This is a genomic window from Sporosarcina sp. Y838 (assembly GCF_056786515.1).
Window position 1 is genome coordinate 109,428 of sequence record NZ_JBXCJD010000004.1, and the last position, 23,592, is coordinate 133,019.

General features: G+C 43.5%; 23 protein-coding genes. 5 read left to right on the forward strand and 18 right to left on the reverse strand.

From position 1 onward, the window contains the following. Positions 1-101: 101 nt before the first annotated feature. The 10 genes from gltX to AC1TO4_RS07170 form a co-directional block, all read right to left on the reverse strand. Positions 102-1,565, reverse strand: a complete 1,464-nt coding sequence (gene gltX / locus AC1TO4_RS07125; RefSeq protein WP_482104734.1) for a glutamate--tRNA ligase — start codon at positions 1,563-1,565, stop codon at positions 102-104. 71 nt (positions 1,566-1,636) lie between these two features. Next, the gene (ispF, locus tag AC1TO4_RS07130) at positions 1,637-2,113 is read right to left on the reverse strand and encodes a 2-C-methyl-D-erythritol 2,4-cyclodiphosphate synthase (RefSeq protein WP_482104735.1); all 477 of its coding nucleotides are present in this window, start codon (positions 2,111-2,113) and stop codon (positions 1,637-1,639) included. Next, the gene (ispD, locus tag AC1TO4_RS07135; RefSeq protein ID WP_482104736.1) at positions 2,110-2,802 is read right to left on the reverse strand and encodes a 2-C-methyl-D-erythritol 4-phosphate cytidylyltransferase; all 693 of its coding nucleotides are present in this window, start codon (positions 2,800-2,802) and stop codon (positions 2,110-2,112) included. Before ispD ends, ispF begins: the two co-directional genes overlap by 4 nt. 45 nt (positions 2,803-2,847) lie before the next feature. After that, entirely contained in the window at positions 2,848-3,939 is a 1,092-nt protein-coding gene (locus tag AC1TO4_RS07140) for a PIN/TRAM domain-containing protein (RefSeq protein ID WP_482101614.1), read from the reverse strand. Positions 3,940-4,125: 186 nt separating this feature from the next. Further along, positions 4,126-5,502 (reverse strand): DNA repair protein RadA, encoded by a 1,377-nt coding sequence (radA, locus tag AC1TO4_RS07145; protein ID WP_482101615.1) that lies wholly within the window; start codon positions 5,500-5,502, stop codon positions 4,126-4,128. Positions 5,503-5,580: 78 nt separating this feature from the next. After that, positions 5,581-8,055 (reverse strand): ATP-dependent Clp protease ATP-binding subunit, encoded by a 2,475-nt coding sequence (locus AC1TO4_RS07150; RefSeq protein ID WP_482104737.1) that lies wholly within the window; start codon positions 8,053-8,055, stop codon positions 5,581-5,583. Between the two features lie 219 nt (positions 8,056-8,274). Beyond that, entirely contained in the window at positions 8,275-9,363 is a 1,089-nt protein-coding gene (mcsB, locus tag AC1TO4_RS07155) for a protein-arginine kinase McsB (RefSeq protein ID WP_482104738.1), read from the reverse strand. Continuing rightward, positions 9,353-9,838: a UvrB/UvrC motif-containing protein gene (locus AC1TO4_RS07160; RefSeq protein ID WP_482104739.1), complete on the reverse strand. Its 486-nt coding sequence runs from the start codon at positions 9,836-9,838 to the stop codon at positions 9,353-9,355. Before AC1TO4_RS07160 ends, mcsB begins: the two co-directional genes overlap by 11 nt. A gap of 101 nt (positions 9,839-9,939) precedes the next feature. Beyond that, positions 9,940-10,410 carry a CtsR family transcriptional regulator gene (locus AC1TO4_RS07165; RefSeq protein ID WP_482101619.1) on the reverse strand — a complete coding sequence of 157 codons (471 nt, stop codon included), beginning with the start codon at positions 10,408-10,410 and terminating at the stop codon, positions 9,940-9,942. A 202-nt stretch (positions 10,411-10,612) separates the two neighbouring features. After that, complete coding sequence (locus tag AC1TO4_RS07170) at positions 10,613-12,313, reverse strand: hypothetical protein (protein WP_482104740.1); 1,701 nt, start codon at positions 12,311-12,313, stop codon at positions 10,613-10,615. 206 nt (positions 12,314-12,519) lie between these two features. On the opposite strand from AC1TO4_RS07170, the gene AC1TO4_RS07175 reads away from it, so the two are divergent. Then, the gene (locus AC1TO4_RS07175) at positions 12,520-13,104 is read left to right on the forward strand and encodes a GNAT family N-acetyltransferase (RefSeq protein WP_482104741.1); all 585 of its coding nucleotides are present in this window, start codon (positions 12,520-12,522) and stop codon (positions 13,102-13,104) included. A 35-nt stretch (positions 13,105-13,139) separates the two neighbouring features. Here the strand turns inward: AC1TO4_RS07175 and bioB are convergent, their stop codons facing one another. The 6 genes from bioB to AC1TO4_RS07205 all read right to left on the reverse strand — a co-directional run bounded on the left by bioB (position 13,140) and on the right by AC1TO4_RS07205 (position 17,246). After that, on the reverse strand, positions 13,140-14,144 hold the full coding sequence (gene bioB / locus AC1TO4_RS07180) for a biotin synthase BioB (protein WP_482104742.1): 1,005 nt from the start codon (positions 14,142-14,144) through the stop codon (positions 13,140-13,142). A 1-nt stretch (position 14,145) separates the two neighbouring features. Then, entirely contained in the window at positions 14,146-14,742 is a 597-nt protein-coding gene (locus AC1TO4_RS07185; protein ID WP_482104743.1) for a biotin transporter BioY, read from the reverse strand. Between the two features lie 132 nt (positions 14,743-14,874). Then, positions 14,875-15,060 (reverse strand): histidine kinase, encoded by a 186-nt coding sequence (locus AC1TO4_RS07190; protein WP_482101624.1) that lies wholly within the window; start codon positions 15,058-15,060, stop codon positions 14,875-14,877. Positions 15,061-15,114: 54 nt separating this feature from the next. Then, positions 15,115-15,465 (reverse strand): spore coat protein D, encoded by a 351-nt coding sequence (locus AC1TO4_RS07195; protein ID WP_482104744.1) that lies wholly within the window; start codon positions 15,463-15,465, stop codon positions 15,115-15,117. Positions 15,466-16,221: 756 nt separating this feature from the next. After that, on the reverse strand, positions 16,222-16,887 hold the full coding sequence (gene lepB, locus AC1TO4_RS07200) for a signal peptidase I (RefSeq protein WP_482104745.1): 666 nt from the start codon (positions 16,885-16,887) through the stop codon (positions 16,222-16,224). A gap of 176 nt (positions 16,888-17,063) precedes the next feature. Further along, entirely contained in the window at positions 17,064-17,246 is a 183-nt protein-coding gene (locus AC1TO4_RS07205; RefSeq protein WP_482104746.1) for a hypothetical protein, read from the reverse strand. Between the two features lie 199 nt (positions 17,247-17,445). Between AC1TO4_RS07205 and AC1TO4_RS07210 the strand changes: the two genes are divergently transcribed. Beyond that, on the forward strand, positions 17,446-17,838 hold the full coding sequence (locus tag AC1TO4_RS07210) for a thiol-disulfide oxidoreductase DCC family protein (RefSeq protein ID WP_482104747.1): 393 nt from the start codon (positions 17,446-17,448) through the stop codon (positions 17,836-17,838). 52 nt (positions 17,839-17,890) lie between these two features. Here AC1TO4_RS07210 and AC1TO4_RS07215 read toward each other — a convergent pair whose 3' ends face one another. Then, positions 17,891-18,253, reverse strand: a complete 363-nt coding sequence (locus AC1TO4_RS07215; RefSeq protein ID WP_482104748.1) for a DUF779 domain-containing protein — start codon at positions 18,251-18,253, stop codon at positions 17,891-17,893. Between the two features lie 24 nt (positions 18,254-18,277). Continuing rightward, positions 18,278-19,819, reverse strand: a complete 1,542-nt coding sequence (gene adh / locus AC1TO4_RS07220) for an aldehyde dehydrogenase (protein WP_482104749.1) — start codon at positions 19,817-19,819, stop codon at positions 18,278-18,280. Between the two features lie 286 nt (positions 19,820-20,105). Here adh and AC1TO4_RS07225 point away from each other — a divergent pair, with 286 nt between their 5' ends. The 3 genes from AC1TO4_RS07225 to AC1TO4_RS07235 all read left to right on the forward strand — a co-directional run bounded on the left by AC1TO4_RS07225 (position 20,106) and on the right by AC1TO4_RS07235 (position 23,503). Beyond that, a complete protein-coding gene (locus tag AC1TO4_RS07225) occupies positions 20,106-21,272 on the forward strand; it encodes a S1C family serine protease (RefSeq protein ID WP_482104750.1) in 1,167 nt (388 codons plus the stop codon). A gap of 114 nt (positions 21,273-21,386) precedes the next feature. Further along, entirely contained in the window at positions 21,387-22,091 is a 705-nt protein-coding gene (locus tag AC1TO4_RS07230) for a winged helix-turn-helix domain-containing protein (protein WP_482101632.1), read from the forward strand. Beyond that, entirely contained in the window at positions 22,088-23,503 is a 1,416-nt protein-coding gene (locus AC1TO4_RS07235; RefSeq protein WP_482104751.1) for a sensor histidine kinase, read from the forward strand. Before AC1TO4_RS07230 ends, AC1TO4_RS07235 begins: the two co-directional genes overlap by 4 nt. The last annotated feature ends 89 nt before the right edge of the window (positions 23,504-23,592 follow it).

The window sequence follows — 23,592 nt, forward strand, 5'->3', positions numbered from 1 at the left end:
CGGTGATGATCCTCTCTGAAGAGCTTGCATTGTGTACTTAATCCTTTTCATAGGTTTACGTAATTAATTTAATTGTACATTTCAAAAGAGGAAAGTCAATGTTATTGTTTTGCGAATTTAGCCACACGTTCAATTGACTTTTCTTTCCCAATCAATGCAATGGATGCCTGCAATTCTGGGCCATGCATTTGACCCGTTGTTACAACACGGATTGGCATGAACAAGTTTTTACCTTTGTGCCCTGTTTCCTTTTGGACTGCTTTGATGGCGTCTTTAATAGATGGCGCATCAAATGTCTCAAGCACTTCTAGCTTTTCTTTAAAGGAAGCCATCACCTCAGGCACCTGTTCTCCAGCAAGTACTTCCGTCGATTCTTCATCATATTCAATCTCGTGATCGAAAAACTGGGCAGATAATTCAACAATTTCTGCTCCGAAGCTCAACTGATCCTGATAGAGAGCGATCAAATCGTGAGCCCATGCGGTTTCCGATTCAGTCATCTCTTTATTGAGAAGACCTGCATCCTGAAGGTATGGCAATGCAAATTCGACCACTTCTTCAAGGCTCATCTTTTTCACGTATTGATTGTTCGTCCACGTCAATTTTTGTTTATCGAACATGGAGGGAGATTTAGAAAGACGGCTTACGTCAAACATTTTGATTAATTCTTCGTGCGTGAATATCTCCTCTTCTCCACCTGGAGACCAGCCTAGCAGTGCGAAGAAGTTAAACATAGCGTCGGGTAAATACCCAAGGTCTTTATACTGCGAAATGAATTGAATAATCGATTCATCACGTTTAGAAAGTTTTTTTCGATCTTCATTGACAATTAACGTCATATGACCGAATTCTGGATACGACCAACCGAAGACATCAGACACCATCAGTTGTTTCGGCGTATTTGTTAAATGCTCCTCGCCGCGGAATACGTGGGAAATTTTCATTAAATGATCATCGATAACAACCGCAAAGTTGTAAGTTGGAATGCCATTTGCTTTCACAAGAACCCAGTCGCCTACATCTTTCGACTCGAATGTCACTGTGCCTCGGACAAGGTCTTCCACTTTATACGTTTTGTCTTTCGGTACACGCATACGAATTGTATATGAAAGTTCAGTAGCTTCTTTTTCCGCTACTTCTTCTGCACTCAGATTCCGGCATTTACCGCCGTACATTGGAGCAGCGATTCCTGCCGTCTTCTGCGCTTCACGCTCTATTTCCAGTTCTTCAGATGTACAGAAGCATTTGTAAGCATGACCTTTTTCCAATACTTCCTGACCGTATTTCGTGTAAAGATCGAGACGTTCCATTTGACGATAAGGAGCGTATGGACCTCCGATATCAACCGACTCATCATAATCGATACCTAACCACTTCAAGTTTTCAAGCTGGGAAAGTTCTCCCGCTTCGATATTACGTTCAATGTCTGTGTCCTCAATTCGTACGATGAATTTACCACCATGGTGACGTGCGAATAGGTAATTGAATAATGCTGTGCGTGCTCCGCCGATATGTAGATGGCCGGTTGGACTTGGCGCATAGCGTACGCGTACTTCTGAAGTCATATGAATCTCTCCCCAATCTGATTTCATTACTGTTTGTTATTTTACCACTTGCCTCGACCGTTTAAAAGGTGTTATGCCTTAACGAGCAGAATTGTTGCCATAGAGGCAATTCCTTCCTCGCGTCCAGTGAACCCTAATTGTTCAGTTGTCGTCGCTTTGACATTCACTTGTGTTACATCTGCTTTCAGCAAGTCTGCGACACGCTTTTGGATTACTTCAATATACGGAGCCATTTTCGGCTTTTGCGCAATAATCGTACAGTCAATGTTGCCGAGTTTATAACCTTTTTCTTCTACAAGTGTCCAAATCTTTTCTAACAACACTGCCGAATCAGCGTCTTTAAATTCCGCATCCGTATCCGGAAAATGCCTTCCGATATCCCCTTCACCAATTGCACCAAGCGCTGCATCGGTAATTGTATGTAGAAGTACATCCGCATCAGAATGACCTGTCAGCCCTCTGTCATGCGGAATTAGAACACCACCGATGATAAGCGGACGCCCCGTTTCAAACTTGTGTACATCAAACCCTTGTCCTACTCTAATCATTTAAAAAACCTCCTACTTTTTTTCAATAAAACCTCTCCAAAAACAAGGTCCTCTTGCGTTGTCATCTTCACATTATCATAAGTACTTTCTACAATATGTATCGGTTCGCCAAGGCGTTCGACGAGCATCGATTCATCCGTGCCTAGAAAACCCTCTGCTTGTGCTTGTGCGGATGCCAGTTTCAGCAACTCATAGCGGAATGCCTGGGGAGTCTGAATGACCCACAACTTCTCACGATCCACTGTGCCTTCGACAACACCCAATTCAACATACTTCATTGTATCTTTTGCCCGTACGCCAGCAATCGCCGCTCCGTGCTTCTCCGCTACTTTAACAAGCTCAGTAATAACGCTATGTCGGATAAATGGCCTGGCAGCATCATGAACGAGGACAATACCACCCCCGTCATGTGCATAGATGCATGCCGCTACACTATCTTGCCGCTCCCCTCCACCATCTACTAAAGCTGTAACTTTATTAATAGCGAATTGGTCAAGCATGGATTGAATTTGAGCACGCTCTTCAGGCTTCACAGCAAGAATAACCCCAACACACGCCGGATCTCCTTCAAACACTTGTAGTGTATGGATAAGAATTGGTTTGTCATCCAGTTTCAAAAACAATTTATTGAATCCGGCATCCATCCGTTGACCACTTCCGGCTGCCGGCATCATCACTGTATAGTTCACGATTTCCATCCCTTTTTTATGAGTTCGTCATGCTCAATTTAGTTTTTAAGGTTTACCATTTTTCAATTTAGCAAAAATCATTCTTCCCGCCGACGTCTGCAACACACTTGTTACAACGACATCGATGGCATTACCAATATGGAATTTCCCATCTTCAACGACAATCATTGTACCGTCATCCAAGTAGGCAACACCCTGGTTCTGTTCTTTACCGTCTTTAACAATCACGACATGCATGTCTTCACCCGGAATAACAACCGGCTTCACCGCATTCGCAAGATCGTTGATGTTTAGAACTGAAACGCCGTGCAAATCTGCGACTTTATTCAAATTGAAATCGTTTGTTACTACGAGCCCACCCATACTCTTAGCCAAATGCACAAGCTTCATATCGACTTCGGGAACACCAGCGAAATCTTCGTCAGTAATTTGAATAGATGGACCGTCATAGGTTTGCATGCGCTTCAATACGTCAAGTCCACGTCTGCCTTTCGTCCGTTTTAACGTGTCTGAAGAATCCGCAATATGCTGAAGCTCTGTTAATACGAACTGGGGCACAACTAACACACCTTCGAGAAAACCTGTCTCCGAAATATCAGCAATCCGACCATCTATAATAACGCTGGTATCCAATATCTTGTAGTGCTTCCCTTTTGTTTGAGTGGATGCATCCTCCACTTCTTTCTTTTTGAGTCCACTGTTCTTTGTAGATTGTAGCGTATTGATGATTTCTTCCCGCTTCTTAAACCCAACCTGAAAACCTAAATAGCCGAGAATGATTGATAATAGAATCGGAAGAACTGATGTAATGATTGGTATTTGGATACTACCCAAACCAAAACTGACAAGGAACGCGACACTTAAACCCACGACGAGGCCGATTGTACCAAATATTAAATCAAAAACTGGTGCTTTCAGTAAAAGTTCTTCCATCCATTTGATGAAATTGACAATTGGTTCCACTAAGAAAAGACCGAGCACGTAAAAAATTGCTGCTCCAAGGATTGCGGACACGTATGGATTATCAATCCATAGACTCTGGGAGAAAGAAAATAAGGCGAATAAATGCGGTAAAAATAATACACCCAGTGTTCCTCCTATAAGCAGGAATGTAACTTGAACTACTTTTTTCAACATATGAACCACCTCCTTCAGTTATTAATTATACATGTTTTCACGCCAAAACGCTTTGATAAGCATAGGCAGGAGTAGCTTTCACCTCTGTTGTAATAGGACTCTTTAGGACAATTGAAAGTTTCTCTTTTTCCGTTTATTTCAAAAGAGAAGTGACAGAACTGCCATAATTACAGCCCTGTCCTTCATTCAATCTGTGAAAGCGATTTTCAATGCATCACTGACTGTTTCTACACCTATCACACGGATGCCTTTCGGGTAATCCCAGCCGCCAAGGTTCGATTCAGGAATGATTGCGCGTTCGAAACCAAGTTTTGCTGCTTCCGATACGCGCTGTTCGACCCTGGATACCCGGCGTACTTCCCCCGTTAAGCCAACTTCGCCAATAAAGCAATCGGATAGACCTGCCGCTACGTCGCGGTAGCTGGAGACGATGCTAACGAGCACAGCTAGGTCAATCGCCGGTTCATCCAACTTTACGCCACCCGCTACTTTAATATATGCATCCTGTGCTTGCAGGAGCATCCCCATACGCTTCTCAAGTACAGCCATCAGCAATTGGACACGGTTTTGGTCGAGCCCTGTTGCCATGCGCTTCGGGTAATTAAAGCTTGAAGGCGTCACGAGCGCTTGGATTTCCACAAGAATCGGTCTTGTTCCTTCCATAGATGCGACGACTGTTGAGCCAGCCCCACCTTGAGATCTTTCCCTAAGGAACAGCTCGGATGGATTTAGTACTTCTTTTAAACCCTCCTGCAACATTTCAAATATGGCAATTTCATTTGTAGAACCAAACCGGTTTTTTACACTACGTAAAATCCGGTACGTATGATGACGCTCCCCTTCGAAGTAGAGTACGGTATCGACCATATGCTCAAGCAGTCGCGGACCGGCGATCTGTCCGTCTTTCGTCACGTGGCCAACGAGGAAAATGGCAATGTTTTGCGTCTTTGCGATGCGCATCAGTTGAGCCGTACATTCGCGTACTTGAGATACACTTCCAGGCGCAGACGCTACTTCTGGATGATGAACGGTCTGGATTGAGTCCACAACGACAAATGTAGGTTTCACATCTGCAATCGTTTCGTGTATCAACCCAAGATCAGTTTCTGCATAAATATAGAGTTCGTCAGACTTTACGCCTAACCGCTCGGCACGTAACTTTGTTTGGCGAATTGATTCCTCGCCTGAAATGTAAAGGACACGCTGTCCTTTATTCGCCAAGAGCGACGATACTTGTAGTAGGAGTGTCGACTTTCCGATACCCGGATCCCCACCGATAAGTATGAGTGAACCAGGGACAATTCCACCACCTAGAACGCGGTTAAACTCTTCAAGATCCGTTCCGATTCTTGGTTCCTCAACCATTTCAATCGAACTAATTGGTAGCGCCTTATGACGGACTGTATCCGTATGTTGAAATGCGCCGCGCGGACCTTTTTGGACAGCGGCTTCAACTTCTTCCTCCATCATGTTCCACTCACCACACCCCGGACAGCGGCCCATCCACTTCGGTGATTCATATCCACATGACTTACACATGAATTTTACCTTTCTTTTAGCCATGGAATCCTCCAAATACGAAAAGGACAGCCCATCTTCCCCCAAAATAGCGGGTTAAGGATGGGCTATCCAATTCACTCTTTATTTTTCGATTACTACTTCTTTTTCAGCAACCTCTATTTGTTCGGCATCTTTTCCAACCTTGACGACAAACTCCTCATTCACCACATCGACGAGTACTTTACCACCTACGAGGACTGTACCTTTTAAAAGTTCCTCGGACAACCGGTCTTCGACGTGTTTCTGGATGGCACGGCGCAATGGTCGAGCACCGTACTCAGGGTCGTAACCCGCGTCAACAATTTTCAATTTCGCAGCATCCGTTAATGCAAGCTCGATATCTTGTTCGACGAGACGTTTAGTCAACTCATTAGACATAAGTGTGACGATTTCACGCAAATGATCTTTTTCAAGAGAATGGAAAACAATCATTTCATCGACACGATTTAGGAACTCTGGACGGAAAGCTTTCTTCAACTCTTCAAGCATCGCCGACTTCATGCCTTCGTAATCACGTCCTGCGTCTCCAATATTGAAGCCCACATAACGATTTTTCCTGAGTTCTTGTGCACCTACGTTGGACGTCATAATAATAACCGTATTACGGAAATCGACTGTGCGTCCTTTTGAATCCGTCAATCTTCCATCTTCCAGTACTTGCAGTAGTATGTTAAATACATCCGGGTGCGCTTTTTCGATTTCATCCAACAGGACTACTGAGTAGGGTTTGCGTCGAACTTTCTCTGTTAACTGTCCGCCTTCTTCATAGCCTACATAACCTGGAGGTGAACCGACAAGTCGTGATGTCGAATGTTTTTCCATATACTCGGACATGTCGACGCGGATCATTGCGTCTTCGTCACCGAACATGACTTCTGCAAGCGCTCTTGCAAGTTCCGTTTTCCCGACACCTGTAGGTCCGAGGAATATGAACGAACCGATTGGACGCTTAGGATCTTTCAAGCCTGCACGCGCTCGGCGTATTGCCCGGGAAATAGCTGTAACTGCTTCACCTTGACCGATAACACGTTCATGGAGCATTTCTTCCATATTGAGCAATTTGGCGGATTCCGCTTCTGCAATTTTAGAGACAGGTATTCCCGTCCACATTGCAACAACTTCAGCGATATCTTCAACTGTTACTTCAGATTCCTTTTGACCTTGCTTTTCTTTCCAGTCAGTTTTCGTTGTTTCAAGTTCTTCTTTCATCTTCTGTTCTTTATCACGGAAAGATGCCGCTTTTTCGAATTCTTGACTTTGTACAGCCGCATTCTTCTCAGAACGGATTGCTTCTAGTTTCGATTCGAGCTCTTTCAAGTTCGGTGGAGTTGTATATGAGCGTAGGCGAACCTTCGAGCCCGCTTCGTCAATTAAGTCAATTGCTTTATCCGGAAGGAATCTGTCGGAAATATAGCGATCCGACATTTTTGCAGCCGCTTCAATTGAGGCATCCGTAATTTTCACACGGTGATGCGCTTCATAACGGTCACGCAATCCATATAAAATCTGAATTGTTTCATCAACAGTTGGCTCATCGACTTGAATCGGTTGGAAACGTCGTTCAAGCGCTGCATCTTTTTCAATATATTTACGGTATTCGTCCAGTGTCGTTGCACCAATACATTGCAATTCACCGCGTGCGAGTGACGGTTTCAGGATATTAGATGCATCGATTGCACCTTCCGCTCCTCCTGCTCCAATTAATGTGTGCAATTCATCGATGAACAGAATGATATTGCCCGCCTGGCGAATCTCTTCCATTACTTTTTTCATGCGATCTTCAAATTCACCACGGTATTTCGTACCTGCGACAACAGTTCCCATATCAAGCGTCATGACACGCTTGTCACGAAGGATTTCAGGTACTTCGTTGTTAATGACTTGCTGCGCAAGCCCTTCCGCAATTGCTGTCTTACCGACACCCGGTTCTCCGATTAGTACCGGATTGTTTTTCGTCCGGCGTGCCAATACTTCAATAACACGTGTGATTTCTTTGCTACGTCCGATAACCGGATCTAGCAAGCCTTCACGTGCCACTTCTGTTAAATCACGTGCCAAACTATCTAACGTTGGTGTTGCGGCAGAATTAGAGACCCCTTGACCTGTTGCTGAACTGTCATTGCTTCCCAGAAGTTGAAGTACTTGCTGACGCGCTTTGTTCAAGCTAACGCCGGAATTATTCAATACTCGCGCTGCAACGCCTTCACCCTCACGAATAAGTGCAAGCAAAATATGTTCCGTACCGATATAGGAATGGCCAAGTTTGCGTGATTCATCTACGGATAATTCAATAACTTTTTTTGCTCTAGGTGTGTAGTGAACGATGGGACCGACATCCTTTGTTCCGGCTCCGACAAGTTTTTCCACGCCTTGTACGATTGTTTCAAAGTTCACACCAATCGCTTCAAGTGCTTTCGCGGCAATTCCTCCGCCTTCACGGATTAGCCCTAGCAAAATATGTTCTGTGCCGATGGACTCGTGTTTCATTCGAATTGCCTCTTCCTGTGCAAGTTGCAATACTTTCTGTGCACGCTGTGTAAATCGGTTAAACATCATAATCAGTCCTCTCCTTCTATACTATATATATACAATCAATTCCCCAAATACTCGTACATTACTCAATTGAATTATAAATATTAGAATGGAGCGATAAAACAACCATCCTAATTATACGTATTCAACTGGTAACGTCAGAACTCCTTTATTAGAGAAATTGACTTTGACTATCTTTGACCTGACTATACAGAAACCTAAGATATTGTGCAAAATAGTTGCTCACTCTTCCGCTTCTTTTTCAACCGGCGGCACTGTTCTTTCCACGTTAAGCCGTTCGCGGAACAATTTCGCCCTGAAGATATCCCGTTCTTCCTGGGATAATTCCGTACTTGCATATTGCTGCAAAAAACCCGGTTGCATAAATATCATCAACTCATTTAAGATCGACACATCAACGTCCTGGATAATCCCTAGATCGATTCCGAGCCTGACGTCGGAAAGACATCGAGCAGCTTCTCCTGACGGTAACAGACGTGCATAGCTGATTGTACCGAGCGAACGGAATAACCTGTTCTCAAGTGAAATCCGTGACTTTGCGAGTAACAACTCCCGTGATTTCCGTTCATGAGCAATCAGGCGAGATGTAATGTTCCTAAGGTCTTCCAATATCTCCTGCTCCGTTTTACCAAGCGTTGTCTGATTTGACACTTGATAGATATTGCCGGGCGCTTCGCTTCCTTCTCCATAACTTCCACGGACAATCATGCCAAGTCGTGAAATAGCCGGAATTATACGTTCAATCTGTTTGGTAATGGTAAGTGCAGGCAAATGCATCATGACTGATGCGCGCATGCCGGTTCCCGTATTTGACGGGCAGCTTGTCAAAAAACCGAAATCCTCATCAAACGCGTATGGTAGCTCTTTTTCCAAATAATCATCTACTCGGTTGGCCTGTTTGTATGCATCTTCCAGCTGAAGCCCTGGACAGATGCATTGGATCCGAATATGGTCTTCTTCATTGACCATGACACTCACGGTCTCATCTTCCGATAGCAAGACAGCCCCGTGCCGATTAGGTGCTGCAAGTTGTGGACTGATTAAATGCTTCTCAACGAGCACTTGTCGTTCCAGTGCAGGGAGATCCGACATCTTGGTGTAGGTATACCCGTTTTCTACAGCATCAAGCAAGACGCCTGTAACCGCCCTGTCAACCGCCATGGCCTCTTCTTCCGTGATGGCGATTGGAAAACGATAGCCTGTTAAATTACGTGCAAGCCGAACCCGTGTAGACATCACGATATCTGAGTTTTCTCCATAAGCTATCATCCAGGTGGTTACCGCATTACGCATGAATTTTTCAATCGACATCGTTTTCTTCACCTCCATGGGAAAGGTGTTGCTTGAGTGTATTCGCTTCGTCACGTAATTCTGCCGCTTCTTCAAAACGTTCGGCTTCGATAGCATCTTTCATTTTGACCCGAATCTCATCAATCTTCTTTTTAACGGCATAAAGCTCATTAAAAGAAACTGGGATTTTACCCGTATGTGACGAACGTCCGTTGTGCAGTTTCCCAAAGACGTATGGAAGTCTTTCACGGAACGTGTCGTAACATGCCGCACAGCCAAATTTCCCGATATCGAGAAATTTCGGGAACGTCAAACCGCATGAAGGACATTCAGGTCCTGTCAACTGTTCCCCTCTTTTCGGCTGCTGTTCCTGAAATGATTCTGAACCGCTGAACCAGTGCGATAGGAACTGTTGGATCGACAGCGGTTCCTGGTTAGGATCAAAAATTAATGTATGTGATTGGAAAGCGCACTTCTCACATAAATGATGTTCCATGGATCCGACCACGCTTTCTTGAGTGATGCTGACGGATGCGGGCCGTTCTTTACAATTTTCACATATCATTGAAAGCCACCTCAAATCAGTTAGATTATCAATCAGTTTAGCTGCTCGTAAATGAGCGTCAAAAGCATCGCTTGCAAAATACGTGCACGTATAATATCACGTTCGGGAAGTGGCTGATGGATTGTTGTTCGATCGACAGCGGCGAGAATAAGCTTTGACTCGCGCTCAGATATAACGTCTTCCTCAATTAGTCTGTAGACGACATCCAGGGCCATTGTAAAGGAGGCTCCTGACTGGATACCCTCTAGAATATGTTCAATTAATTCTTTGCGAGAATTTGCCTGCACGCGGAATATGCGTATATAACCACCGCCACCTCGCTTAGACTCAACTGCATATCCTCTTTCCGCCGTAAAACGGGTCTTAATGACGTAGTTGATCTGCGATGGTACGCATTGGAATTTTTCAGCAACTTCATTGCGCTTAATTTCAATCGTTCCACACTGTTCCTCTTCGATTATTGCCTTCAAATATCCTTCTATAATGTCGGAAATGTTTCGCATGTCCTCACCTCTTTCCTACTGGGGGAATAAGCCGTTGACTTTGACTATCTTTGACTTGATTGTACAGGACTCTCTGTTCGCACTGCAATCGATATGCACCAAGAAGGAGGGGATTCCCTTAGCATCGGCATAGTAGGTGATCTTTTAGTCTCTAAACAAAAAAATGGAGTGCAAGGCGTATGGCCTTACACTCCTTTACCCTCTATTCCACGCTAACATTCGTCAATTCTTTGACCGGCAAGAATAGTTCTCCCGTTTCTAAATACGTTACGGCAAGTTTATCGCCTGCTTGAATATAAATGGCAAGCGGCACAGTTTCAGAAGAAACGATGAAGTTGCGTCCATCCTCCGCTAAAAATGAAATCAGTGTAAAGTCGCCAACGCGTTCTTTAAAGACACGCACGACAGTTACCGCCACCTTCGACTCTTCGGCGCCTGAACTGCCATCCACACTGCTACTTCCGCGTTGAAGAGCTGTTTTATATAACTTTAACGCTTCATTTGGCGTATTTCCGTAGACCGAAATCTCCGGATTCGATGCTGATACGATGAAGTAATTTTGTAGGAATCCATTTGAATCGAGTACCGGTGTCAACCAGCTAGCTTCTCCGTAGAAGTTATACAAGACTGGCATTTCTCCCGACCATTTCTTTTCTATGAATTTCTTTTCTATGATTTGAAGTGCTCCTTGAGAATCCATATAGGACTCTTCTAGATTACCTGTATAATATGTGGCTTTACCTGTTCTCCCGTCAGTCAACGCATAGCCTAGCATCGAATCGACGCCTTCTTTCGGGCTAGTGAAATCGGTGAAGTAATACATATGGCCATCTTCATCGAAGATTGGGCTGACATTTGCCTCTGTTCCTTCATCAGACGGTAGTTTGACGTCTTTCTTCCCAATGATTGAATTCCAGAAACCATGGATATAATTACCGAAATAGCTGTTCTGCAAACTGACAGCTTCAGGTGAAACAGCGCCATCAATATATTCTGGAACATCTTTTAGCGAATATTTCTTCACACTACCACTCTCAGGATCAACGACTACAATTCCCTTTACGTCAAAACCATTACGTGCGCTGATGAATTCACCGTATGAACGTATATAATGCGGCTTTCCTTCATCATCAATTTCGAGTTGTACATCTCCATAAAAGATGAGATTCGGCATTTTCATTCGTATATGACGCTCAACTTGCTTATGGAAGAATGACGATGGCGTGTAAGCCATTTCTGCTTCCACAAATTTAGGATTATCTGCTGAATCCGTCGCGCTCATCGTGAAATAACCCGGAGTTGTATCCGCATTTAGCCATTTAAAAAAGCCAGAAAACTCAACGGGTGCAATGTAGACGAATTTACCATCTACTTTTTGAATCTGCAGACTGCCAAGTTCATAATAACTTGTATTCGGTACTTGCCCGAACGCTTTCTTCATTTTATTTCTTGCAAATTTCGGAGGGACACTTGCTGGCGTTTTCGTTTCGTCAAAAGCTGTGATTTCAACTTTCTGGTCCATCTCAACCGCTTTGTATTTCTTATCGGCATTGAATAGCGGAGAACTTAAAATATAAACGCCAAACACAAGTGCGCCCAGGAACAAAACGCCTTTCACTTTACGATCTTTACCGCCAGCGGAAATGGCACCTAGAAGTGTAACCACTAGAAATGCAATCCAGAGCGACGTCCAGTTGCGATCCATATTAGTCATATAGTAAAACAAAAATACCAAAACAGCAGAGATAATCGCTACTGTAGCTATTGCGGCACCTCTATTGAAGGCAATCAGCGTTTGCGCATCATCTGTGACACGTTTTGTTTGACTGCTGAGGATAAAAGGTACGATTAATAAACTGAATACAACGCCCGTAATTATAGAAAATAATAGTAAGTTAAGCATAAAATACACCCTTTTCCATCTTGAAGATTTTTTGCTGATAGTTAGTATACGGGCTATCAGCAAAATAGTTTCATTTTTCGGATTGAAGTTGAAAAAAGTTTATCATTTTGAATATATGGGTAAACAGAGCAATAGAGGATTTTTCTTGCCCTTCTTTTTTCCTCGGTCTTACAATCCAGTAAATAAACCATTGGAGGCAATACATTTTGAATTGGTACGAGAAGTTAAATGAATACTTCCCCGTTGAAGAGATGAAGTCAAAGGAACATATGGACGCGTTGCTGTTGGACAAGAAAAGTGTCTACAAAAAAGACGAAGGACCACATCATGTGCTCATGTATGTTGAGTTCGAAAAATTCATCTTCGTAGATTATTTGTTTGTTTCCACACAATCACGCGGTATGGGACTTGGCGGTAAACTATTGACCATGTTAAAGTCCAAAAATAAACCGATCCTCCTAGAAGTGGAGCCAGTCGACTATGAAGATACAGATACAGCTAAAAGGCTTAAGTTTTACTCACGCGAAGCGTTCTCACATGCACAGCGCATCGGCTATAACCGCCGCTCTCTGGCTACGGGTGAAAACACAGTGCTCGAAATTTTATACTGGTCGCCTACTGATTCAGGCGAAGAAGAAATCTACAACGCAATGACTCAGACGTACGATGAAATTCACACATACAAAGATGAAACTTTTTACGGTCAAAAATACGACCCGACCGATAAAGTACTTGTTTTTCACACGAAGGACAAACGCGATATTCTTCAACCTTTCGATACATCCGAATAAAAATGGACTTCCCTTTGAAATGGGAAGTCCATTTTTTATGCCTTAATCAATTCTTTCTCCAAAGGTTCCAAATCTACTTCGAATCCTAAGTCTTCCAACATTTTACGATCCCAATCGCTTTCCTGTCCAGCCGTCGTTAAATAATCTCCGATGAAAATTGAGTTTGCTGGGTATAAACCAAACGGTTGTAGACTGCGTAAATTCACTTCTCGCCCACCTGAAATCCTAATTTCTTTTGTAGGATTGATAAACCTGAACAAACACAGTACTTTCAAGCAATAACGTGGTGTTAATTCGTCCGTACCACCAAGGGGCGTGCCATCCACGGCATGTAAAAAGTTGACTGGAATTGAATCTGCGTCCATTGCGTACAGACTACGCGCCATGGAAACGACATCTTGTTTTGTCTCACGCATACCGATAATTACACCCGAACACGGTGAAATACCCGATTCCTTCACAAGATCCACCGTATTTACACGATCCTCATATGTATGGGATGTCGTAATACTTTCATGGTGCTCAGCTGAAGTATTAATGTTGTGGTTGTAGCGGTCGACGCCGGCTTCTTTCAATCGTTTTGCCTGTTCTGGTTTCAAAAGTCCGAGACATGCACAAACGGTCATATGCTCATGTTTCGACTTAATTTCTTTCACAGAATCAATAACGATTTCAAGTTCACGATTCACAGGCCCCCTACCGCTCGCCACGATACAGTAGGTTCCCACATTCAATTCGGCCGCCCTTGTCGCACCCGCTACAATTTCTTCTTTTTTCATCATGGAATACTTTTCGATTGGCGCTGTCGAAATAATCGACTGCGCACAATACCCGCAGTTTTCCGCGCATAAGCCCGATTTCGTATTCATTATCATATTAAGTTTCACTTTATTCCCATAATACTGTTTCCGAATTGTATATGCCGCATGCAAGAGTAAGAGTAATTCCTCATCAGGACTATCCAATATGGAGAGTGCTTCCTCATCCGTTAAGACATGCCCTTCTAGAACACGTTCAGCTAAATCAGTATACTTCGTCATATTAGCGCCTCACTTTCAATACTTTATACATACGATGTCCAAACATACCGCCAAGAACTGCAAGAATTATATCTTTCGGCAATGGTGGAACCATCCATAACCACGCCACTTTGTACGTGAACGCATCTGGAGCCGCAGCCCAGAACTTATAGGCATAATACATCCAGTTCGTACCAAATAGATAGTTCACAGACATTCCAACGAGTGCAGCGATAATATATCCATGAAGCTTTCCGTTCTTCTCAACAATTTTTCCAGCAATGAATGCAACGAAAATGAAAGAGACGACAAATCCGAATGTCGGACTGATAATCGATCCAAAACCGCCTCCGAATCTTGCAAATACGGGCGCCCCCGCAAGCCCGATGAACATGTAGACCGTCATTGCCAGCGCGCCTCTGCGACTGCCAAGAATAAGTCCTGCAAGAATCGCGAAAAAGGTTTGTAATGTAATCGGTACTCCGCCAACTATAAGAAATGGTAAAAATGCTGTAATATTTGCTCCAATCATCATCAGTGCTGCGAACATGCCACTGTAGACAAGCGTTAGTGGACTCATTCCACTTTTACTGTTTGTTTTTACTGCAACTGTTGTCATAAGTACACCCCTTAAGTTTGTGTTATCCTTAATAGAATAGTAGATAACACATTATGTGTCAACCCAATATTATTAACTGTTGACACAAATCTGCATAAAAAAAGACCGACAGCATATTTGCCATCGATCGATTTAGGATTTTTCGCCTTCATCTTTTGGAAATAAAAAGTAAGAAATGACCCCACTCACAATCATCGCACCAATTATGATAGCCAAGCGCGTTAACTCGGGCACTTCCTGGTATTCTTTCGTCAACTTCATCCAGCCGAATCCGCCGACAAGTAACATAATGGGAATGACAAATTTAAAAGCCTTCAACAAATTCACCTACTGTATAGAGTTATGGTAGTTTTATTCTACCATAATTCTACCTTATCTACGACGACGACGTCTTCCACAGCCTGGCCGTGAACCGATACCGCCTACTTGCGGACCATAACCATCCATGCCCGGACCATAGCCAGGTTGAGCGGGAAGTGTTTGACCCATAACGTCTTGTGTCGTTTCTGTGTAATAATGACGCGGAATTTGAACAGTGTGAACCCGATTCACGTTAACGATCGGATGGATAAAAGGGACTTCTTGTGGAACAAATTGATCGTGACAACGATACTGCGTTGGGCATACGACCGGTTGCACCTGCCCGGCACCCATATTGCCTGGGCACATCTGATTGCCGTGATGCATTTGATTACCGTGATGCCAATTACCTTGTTGCATCATACTATCACCTCCTCCTTCTATTAGATGTGAAAAGTAGGAGGACAAACGGGCGATAGACTCTACGGGCGGTAAGGAATATCAGAAAACGTATTTTGTTATCTGGGATTAAAATTCGCTTTGCTCAAGCAAGCGAATGTGGTTAACATCAGTCCCAATACAATGGATGAATTCAGAAATCATGCTAATACCGCTTTGCGCTTTGTGGATGCCTCTCGCGATAAGCCGGAAAGAAGTTCACTTTCAGTCTTATCGCTTCGGCTACCACGAAGTCGCGCCTTCGCTGGATTGTCTATGTTAGAAAGCGCATTTCGTTGTTAGGGGTGAAATCTGTAACCTATAGTGCGTACTTCTTCGAATTAAATCACATCATATTCTCAGGATATACATCCCTAAAATCACAACTCTATCGATTATGAACACTTCGGCGCAGGCGCGGCAAAGGGGTAGCCGAAGCCCTGAGACTGGATGCGGAGCGTTAATCCAGGCTCAAGGCCAGAGGCATCCCCAAAGCGCCAAGCGATCTTAAATCTACACTCCGAATTACAACTCTCCCGATAATGCACACCCCAGCGCAGGCGCGGCAACGGGGTCGCCGAAGCCGTGAGTCTGGATGCGAAGCGTTAATCCAGGCTCACGGCCAGAGGCATCCCCAAAGCGCCAAGCGATATACAATCCACAATCCAAATCATAGCTCTCTCGATAATGAACTCCCAGAGCGCCAAAGCGTTGTATGAGGATATCTTTATTCCCACCTATTTAACTCACTACTATTTTATTTGCTTTTGTAGATTTATTTTTCACATATCCTAAAACTTTGCCTTCCACGCTATCTAGCGGTAATACCCCGAACTCTCTACTATCTGTCCCTCTCCACCATTGATCCACTAAAACAAATATGGTGTCTTCCATTACATTTACGGGATCCATATTAGTCGCGAAATAGTTCTTAGTAGATTCTATATTCACGCTTTCGAGAGTGTTCTTTCTTTTGAAATATGCTTCTTCTCCCATTCCCAATATCGTTGCTTTCGCGTAAAAAGTATCTAATTTTTTGTCATCGATTAAAACTTGCCCTTTTTTTATTTCAACAGTTTCTCCTGGCAAACCAACTACCCTTCCGATATAATTTTCAGGCGACTGAGGGTAACGCTTTAGGACAGCGGTAGGGGTTTTATAGTAAATTACATCCCCGCGATTCACATCCGAATAATCAAGGTCCACAACCAGTTCACTATGAGCAACTGTGTCATAATCATGATTTCCTCTATCCATTGCATCCGAACGCCATACTATTAACGCTGTGTTTTCAGCGGTTTCGATCAACCCGACTTCTGGTTTTGTGTTTTCATCCGTTATGGTTTCCGCAGAACAAGCCGCCAAGAAAAGCATAATCGCGACTATACTAATTTTTTTCAAATCCACCCTCTCCTTCTGAAAACAGTATTCTCTGTTTAGTTGATGTTTTACTAGAATACTTATTTTCCAGAGATATTAACATATAGAAGTTGGAAATTAGGCAAAGAAAAACACCTCAACTACTATCATTCTCTTTGTCAGAGAACATGCAAATTGAGGCGTTTGGTGGTGCCTGGGTTTAGTTATTGGATTTCATTTGGGATTTCTTTATCGTTATCGAATACGTGGGGCTCTTTCCTTTTTACATCTAGTTCTTCAGGCGCATCATAAATCGGACTTCCTTCACCAATCATTTTTAACTTAGCAATGAAATCCGGATTGTGCCTAAGTTCCATTTCAGACGACTCCACAGATAAGCGTTCCATTTATATCATCCTCCTCACAATTTTAACCGTGGCGAACTACGCTGGAATATAGCTATAAATACAACAACATTCGATTTCTCTTTCTATTATTATACTAAATATTCAGAAATACGTAAACCTTTAAGTCTTGCATGTTTTTTTAGAGACCACAACGGATATACTATAAATACATAGCATAGCTAAACGAGGAGGTTCCTAAATGAAAAGAATTATATTATTTGATGGCGATTGTAATTTCTGTGATGCAAGTGTGCAATTTATCATAAAGCGGGATCCTTCAGCCCATTTCCATTTCACTTCATTGCAAAGTGAAAAAGGGGTGGAACTTCGTAAACAATATGCCATTTCAGATGAGATAGACAGCCTGGTTCTAATTGAAAATGGTCGGGTTTACACGAAGTCTTCTGCCGCGCTACATATAGCGAAAAAGTTGGATGGGCTATGGCATCTGTTATTTCTATTTATACTCGTGCCGCCTATAATACGTAACGGCGTTTATGATTATTTCGCTGGGAATCGCTATAAATGGTTTGGTAAAAAAGAGGATGCCTGCATGCTGCCATCTCCCGATGAGCGCAAGCGATTTATTTGACTAACACGAAAGAGGGACCCAGACATCTCCGGGTCCCTCTTTCGTTAATCATTTAAGCCTGCAGTTCTTTATTCTCTTCAGCTGTAAATGCGCGTGACCTAGTCAGAAAACGTTTGCCTTCTACTCCTTCAAGTGAAAACATGCCTCCGCGACCCGGGACAACATCTATAATCAACTGTGTATGCTTCCAGTATTCGAACTGGTTTTTGTGCATATAAAACGGTGTTTCACCAATGTAGCCAAGAAGGACGTCCTGGTCACCCAGTATTAGTTCACCGTCCGGATAGCACATGGGGGATGAACCATCGCAGCACCCACCCGACTGATGAAACATCAGCGGTCCGTGTTTTCCCTTTAAAAACGCAATGAGTTCAAGAGCAGCGTCAGTTGCGAGGACGCGTTCCGTCGCCGTCATCCGCACTCCCTCCTTTCTTACCGCTTAAAAGAACCCTTGTTTGTTTTCGCTATAACTCACTAACATGTTCTTTGTTTGCTGGTAGTGACTAAGCATCATTAAGTGGTTTTCACGTCCAACTCCCGACGCCTTGTATCCACCGAATGCAGCGTGAGCCGGATACATATGATAACAGTTCGTCCAAACACGGCCTGCTTGGATGTCGCGGCCAAAACGGTAAGCTGTGTTCATGTCGCGTGTCCAAACAGCAGAACCTAGGCCATATAGCGTATCATTCGCGATTTCAAGTGCTTCTTCTTTGGTTTTGAATGTTGTAACGGACACAACCGGCCCGAAAATTTCTTCCTGGAAAATGCGCATTTTATTGTTGCCTTTAAAGACAGTCGGTTTTACATAGTAACCGCCTTCCAAGTCGCCCTCCAACTTGTTTTGCTCCCCGCCGACTAAGCATTCTGCGCCTTCCTGTTTTCCGATATCCAGATAAGAAAGGATTTTTTCAAGCTGTTCAGTCGAGGCTTGCGCGCCCATCATGACAGTTGGGTCTAGTGGATTTCCTGTTTTAATCGCTTTTACCCGCTCAATTGCACGCTCCATAAACTTATCGTAAATCGATTCCTGGATCAAAGCACGTGAAGGACATGTACATACTTCCCCTTGGTTAAGAGCGAACATGACAAACCCTTCCACCGCTTTATCCAAGAATGCATCGTCTTCTTCCATGACATCTTCAAAGAAAATATTCGGTGATTTACCACCCAACTCAAGAGTGACAGGGATCGCATTTTGTGAAGCATACTGCATGATTAGACGTCCTGTTGTTGTCTCACCTGTAAACGCAATTTTACCAATGCGCGGGCTCGATGCAAGCGGCTTTCCTGCTTCCAAACCGAAACCATTCACGACGTTGAGAACGCCAGGCGGCAATAGATCTCCAATCAGTTCGACGAGAACGAGAATCGATGCCGGAGTCTGCTCAGCAGGCTTTAGCACGACACAGTTACCTGCTGCGAGTGCCGGTGCGAGTTTCCACACGGCCATTAGAATCGGGAAGTTCCAAGGTATAATTTGTCCAACGACACCAATCGGCTCATGGAAATGGTACGCCACAGTATCATTATCAATTTGACTTACTCCGCCTTCTTGTGCTCGGATAGCACCGGCAAAATAGCGGAAATGATCGATAGCAAGTGGCAAATCCGCATTCAATGTTTCACGGACTGCCTTTCCGTTATCCCACGTTTCGGCAACAGCAAGCATTTCCAAGTTCTGCTCAATCCGATCAGCAATCTTGAGCAATATATTTGAGCGATCTGTAACTGACGTTTTACCCCATGCGTCTTTTGCAGCATGTGCCGCATCCAGCGCTAGTTCAATATCCGCTGCAGTTGAACGTGCCACTTGTGTAAATACTTTGCCCGTAACCGGCGTCACATTATCAAAGTATTCACCCTTGGCTGGCGCTGTCCATTTTCCGCCAATGTAGTTATCGTAGCGTTCCTTGAAATCCACTTTTGCACCTTTTGTGTTCGGAAATGCATAAACCTCATTTTCTACTGCTTGTACCATTTAACCATTCCTCCCCGTGAGCTGATTTTCACACGCAATGCCACTTTACGTTGCAAACTTCTGCGGTATGCACTTCCGCCCGAATTAAATTAGTGTATGCGCTTACACATCTTCCGGCATAAAGAAAGAAGCTTGTCCTCCCATTCTGTCAGACTATACTAATTATTTCAACTACTAAACTCGAAAAATCATTCGACATGTTCATCAATTATTAATGCCTCCGTAATAATTTGTTCATATTTACCTATTATGATTAGGTTAATCGATTAAATAGGAGGAAGATATTATGGATACAGAGAACAAAAATAAATCAGGCAAAAGATTTTTATCAACCATCGGAGCTGGCATTATCGGTTCCGTATTGACGATAGCAGTTATTACAAATACAGACTTTCTGAAGACGAGTCAGACAGAGTCACTGCCCGCGACTACGGAAACGGCTCCCTATAATGTGCAACAAACGTCTGCGACAACAACCACATCACTCTCCGATATGGTTGAAAATTCATCGGATGCAATTGTCGGGATTCTTAATTATCAAAATGCGCAAAACCCATTTTCGCAACAAACCAAAAGTACCCAAGCCGGTTCCGGTTCGGGCGTTATCTATAAAATAGATGGTGACAAAGCCTTCATCGTGACAAACAACCACGTCATTGAAGGTTCAGAGAAAATCGAAGTATCACTGGAAGGCGGAGAAGTTGCAACAGCTGAGCTGATAGGTAAAGACGCGCTAAGTGATCTTGCGGTTTTGACAATCGATGCGAAGTACGCAAAAAACTCCTTGGAGTTCGGCGATTCTGACAAGCTTCGTGCTGGTGATGAAGTCATAGCAATCGGAAATCCACTCGGCCTCGACTTCTCCGGAACAGTCACACAAGGTATTGTGAGTGCGGTCGATCGTTCCATTAATGTGCAGACATCTGCCGGCGAGTGGGAAATGAACGTCATCCAAACGGACGCGGCGATTAATCCAGGTAACAGTGGTGGTGCTCTTCTGAATAGTGCCGGTGAAGTAATAGGTATTAACAGCCTAAAAATTTCCGAAAGTGGCGTTGAAGGACTTGGTTTTGCAATTCCAAGTAATGAAGTTGTCCCGTTAATCGAAGAAATGACGAAGAACGGTGAAGTTGAACGTCCTTACATCGGCATCGGACTAGCAGATTTCAACCAAGTACCACGCACATATTTTCAAAACCTTCCTGAGAAAGTGAAAGGCGGTGTCATTGTCGCTTCAATCGATCCGCAATCGGCAGCAGGAAAAGCTGGACTGCGTGTAGAAGATGTCATAACTGCGATAAATGGTACCGAAATTCTTGGCTCGGCGGATCTGCGAAAGTTCTTGTATTCCAACCTTACTGTCGGTGACAAGGCAACATTTACAATTTACCGGGGTGCAGAATTGAAAACGATTGAAGTTACACTTACAAGCAACGTCTCCACGGCAAATTAAAATATACGGCTATTCACCTCTCCCTACTAGCCAAGGGAGAGGTGTTTGCAATTGCAAATTTCCCCATTTCGATTTACGTTTAGTAGAACAAAATGCGTAAGGAGGTGTATTGCAATGAAAATCTTAGTAATTGAAGACAACGAAAGTGTCTCCAAGATGATTGAGCTGTTTTTTTCAAAAGAAGGAATAGATGGTTCATTCGTAAAAAATGGTTTGGAAGGTTTTGAACTTGCAAAGCAGGACGGCTGGGATTGTCTCATCATCGACTGGATGCTCCCCGGAATGGACGGTATTTCAATTTGCCGTAAACTTCGGCAGGAGGCTATTGCGACACCCATTATTATGCTGACCGCAAAAGACGGCGAATCAGACCAGGTACTAGGGCTCGAAATGGGCGCGGACGACTATGTTACGAAACCATTTAGTCCACTAGCACTCATGGCCCGCATTAAAGCCGTGACTCGGAGGTATTCGACACTACAAGACAAACCGTTAGAAGACGGCATTGTCGAAACAGCACATTTCAAAATTAATCCAAACACACGCGAAGTCTTACGGGATGGTGTGCGAATCCAAAACCTAACTCCAAAAGAATTCGATTTGCTGATTCACTTTGCCCAACATCCAAAACAAGTCTTCTCACGCGAGCAGCTACTGGACAATGTCTGGGGCTACGACTTTTACGGTGACGATCGAACTGTAGATGTACATATCAAGAGGCTTCGGACGAAAATCGCAACAGAAGAACTTCCTTTTTTCCATACAGTATGGGGCGTTGGTTACCGATTCGACGAAACTGCGGGTGACGTTACCAAATGAAAATCAAATACCTCTACCAACAACTTATGAGTCACTTCAGTGTCATTGTCATCGCATTTTTACTATTAAGCTTACTGTTTTCTCACTATGTTGAGCGATTTGTATATGACAATAAAACAGAAGAACTGTCTATATACGGGCAGTCTATTTTACGAGACATCAAACAGGACCAGCGAAATTCGGACCGTATTTTAAAATCATACGGAGATGTTCTGAACAGTCGCGATATCCAATATAGCTTGTTCGATGAAAAGTCAGCCATCATTTATTCAACGGGCATAAATACGCCGCTCATTAGTTTAAGTGAAGAAGAATGGCGAAACATCAAAAATGGTAAGACAATTATCGTTAAGCAAGACTTTAAACGTTTCAATGAAGCCGTTACATTCGTTCTCCTACCTTACATTCGTGGGCAGCAGTTTGTCGGTGGGATCCTATTAACATCCCCTATCAAAGGCTCTCGGGAAGTTATTTCACAGATGAATTCTTATTTGCTAATTACGACGTTTATCGCACTGGCAATTTCGCTACTTCTTAGTTGGATTTTATCGACTTTCCACGTCAGAAGGATTAAACGACTTCAATTGGCTACATCCGCGGTTGCACAAGGCGATTATTCGGTGCGGATACCGTGGTCGAATGTTGACGAAATCGGTGAACTTGCCGGGGATTTTAACGAAATGGTTGAGCAATTAGATGCTTCTATGGAAGAGATTGAAAATCTTGAGAACAGACGACGCCAGTTTATGGCTGATGTATCCCATGAATTACGGACCCCTCTTACGACAATTAGAGGCATCATCGAAGGCTTAAGAAACGATATGATACCGGAAGCCGAAAAGGTGAAAGGCCTGCAACTAGCCACGAACGAGACAATGAGACTCATTCGGCTTGTCAATGAAAACCTAGACTACGAGAAAATTCGTTCAAACCAAGTCACATTGATCAAACAAGACATCCAGCTTATTGAATTGCTGGAAATCATTCAGGATCAGCTCGAAGGTGTTGCAGCAGAAAGGAATAATAAAATTATCGTTACTGTTGAACCCGACGTGTTCGTGCATGCGGATTACGATAGACTCACACAGATATTGATCAATATTACGAAAAACAGTATCCAGTTCACCGAAAGTGGCGCTATCTACCTTCGAGGCTACACAAGCGAGGAAAATACTGTCATTGAAATTGAAGATACCGGTATCGGCATCGACCCCGAAGATATCGAGAAAATTTGGGGCAGGTTTTATAAAGCGATTGTGTCACGGACAACCAATCCATATGGTGAATTCGGCCTCGGTTTGTCGATTGTGAAGAGTTTAGTTAGGATGCACAATGGAACAATTAAGGTGACCAGCGAAAAAGGACAAGGTACAAAGTTTACTATGTCATTTCCACACCTAAACGAAAAGTAAATACTTGTTTTATTTCCCATTTCAGACTTGTTAATAGTTTGTTCATATCTATCCTGTAGGATGAATTTACATCAACTACTGGAGGAATT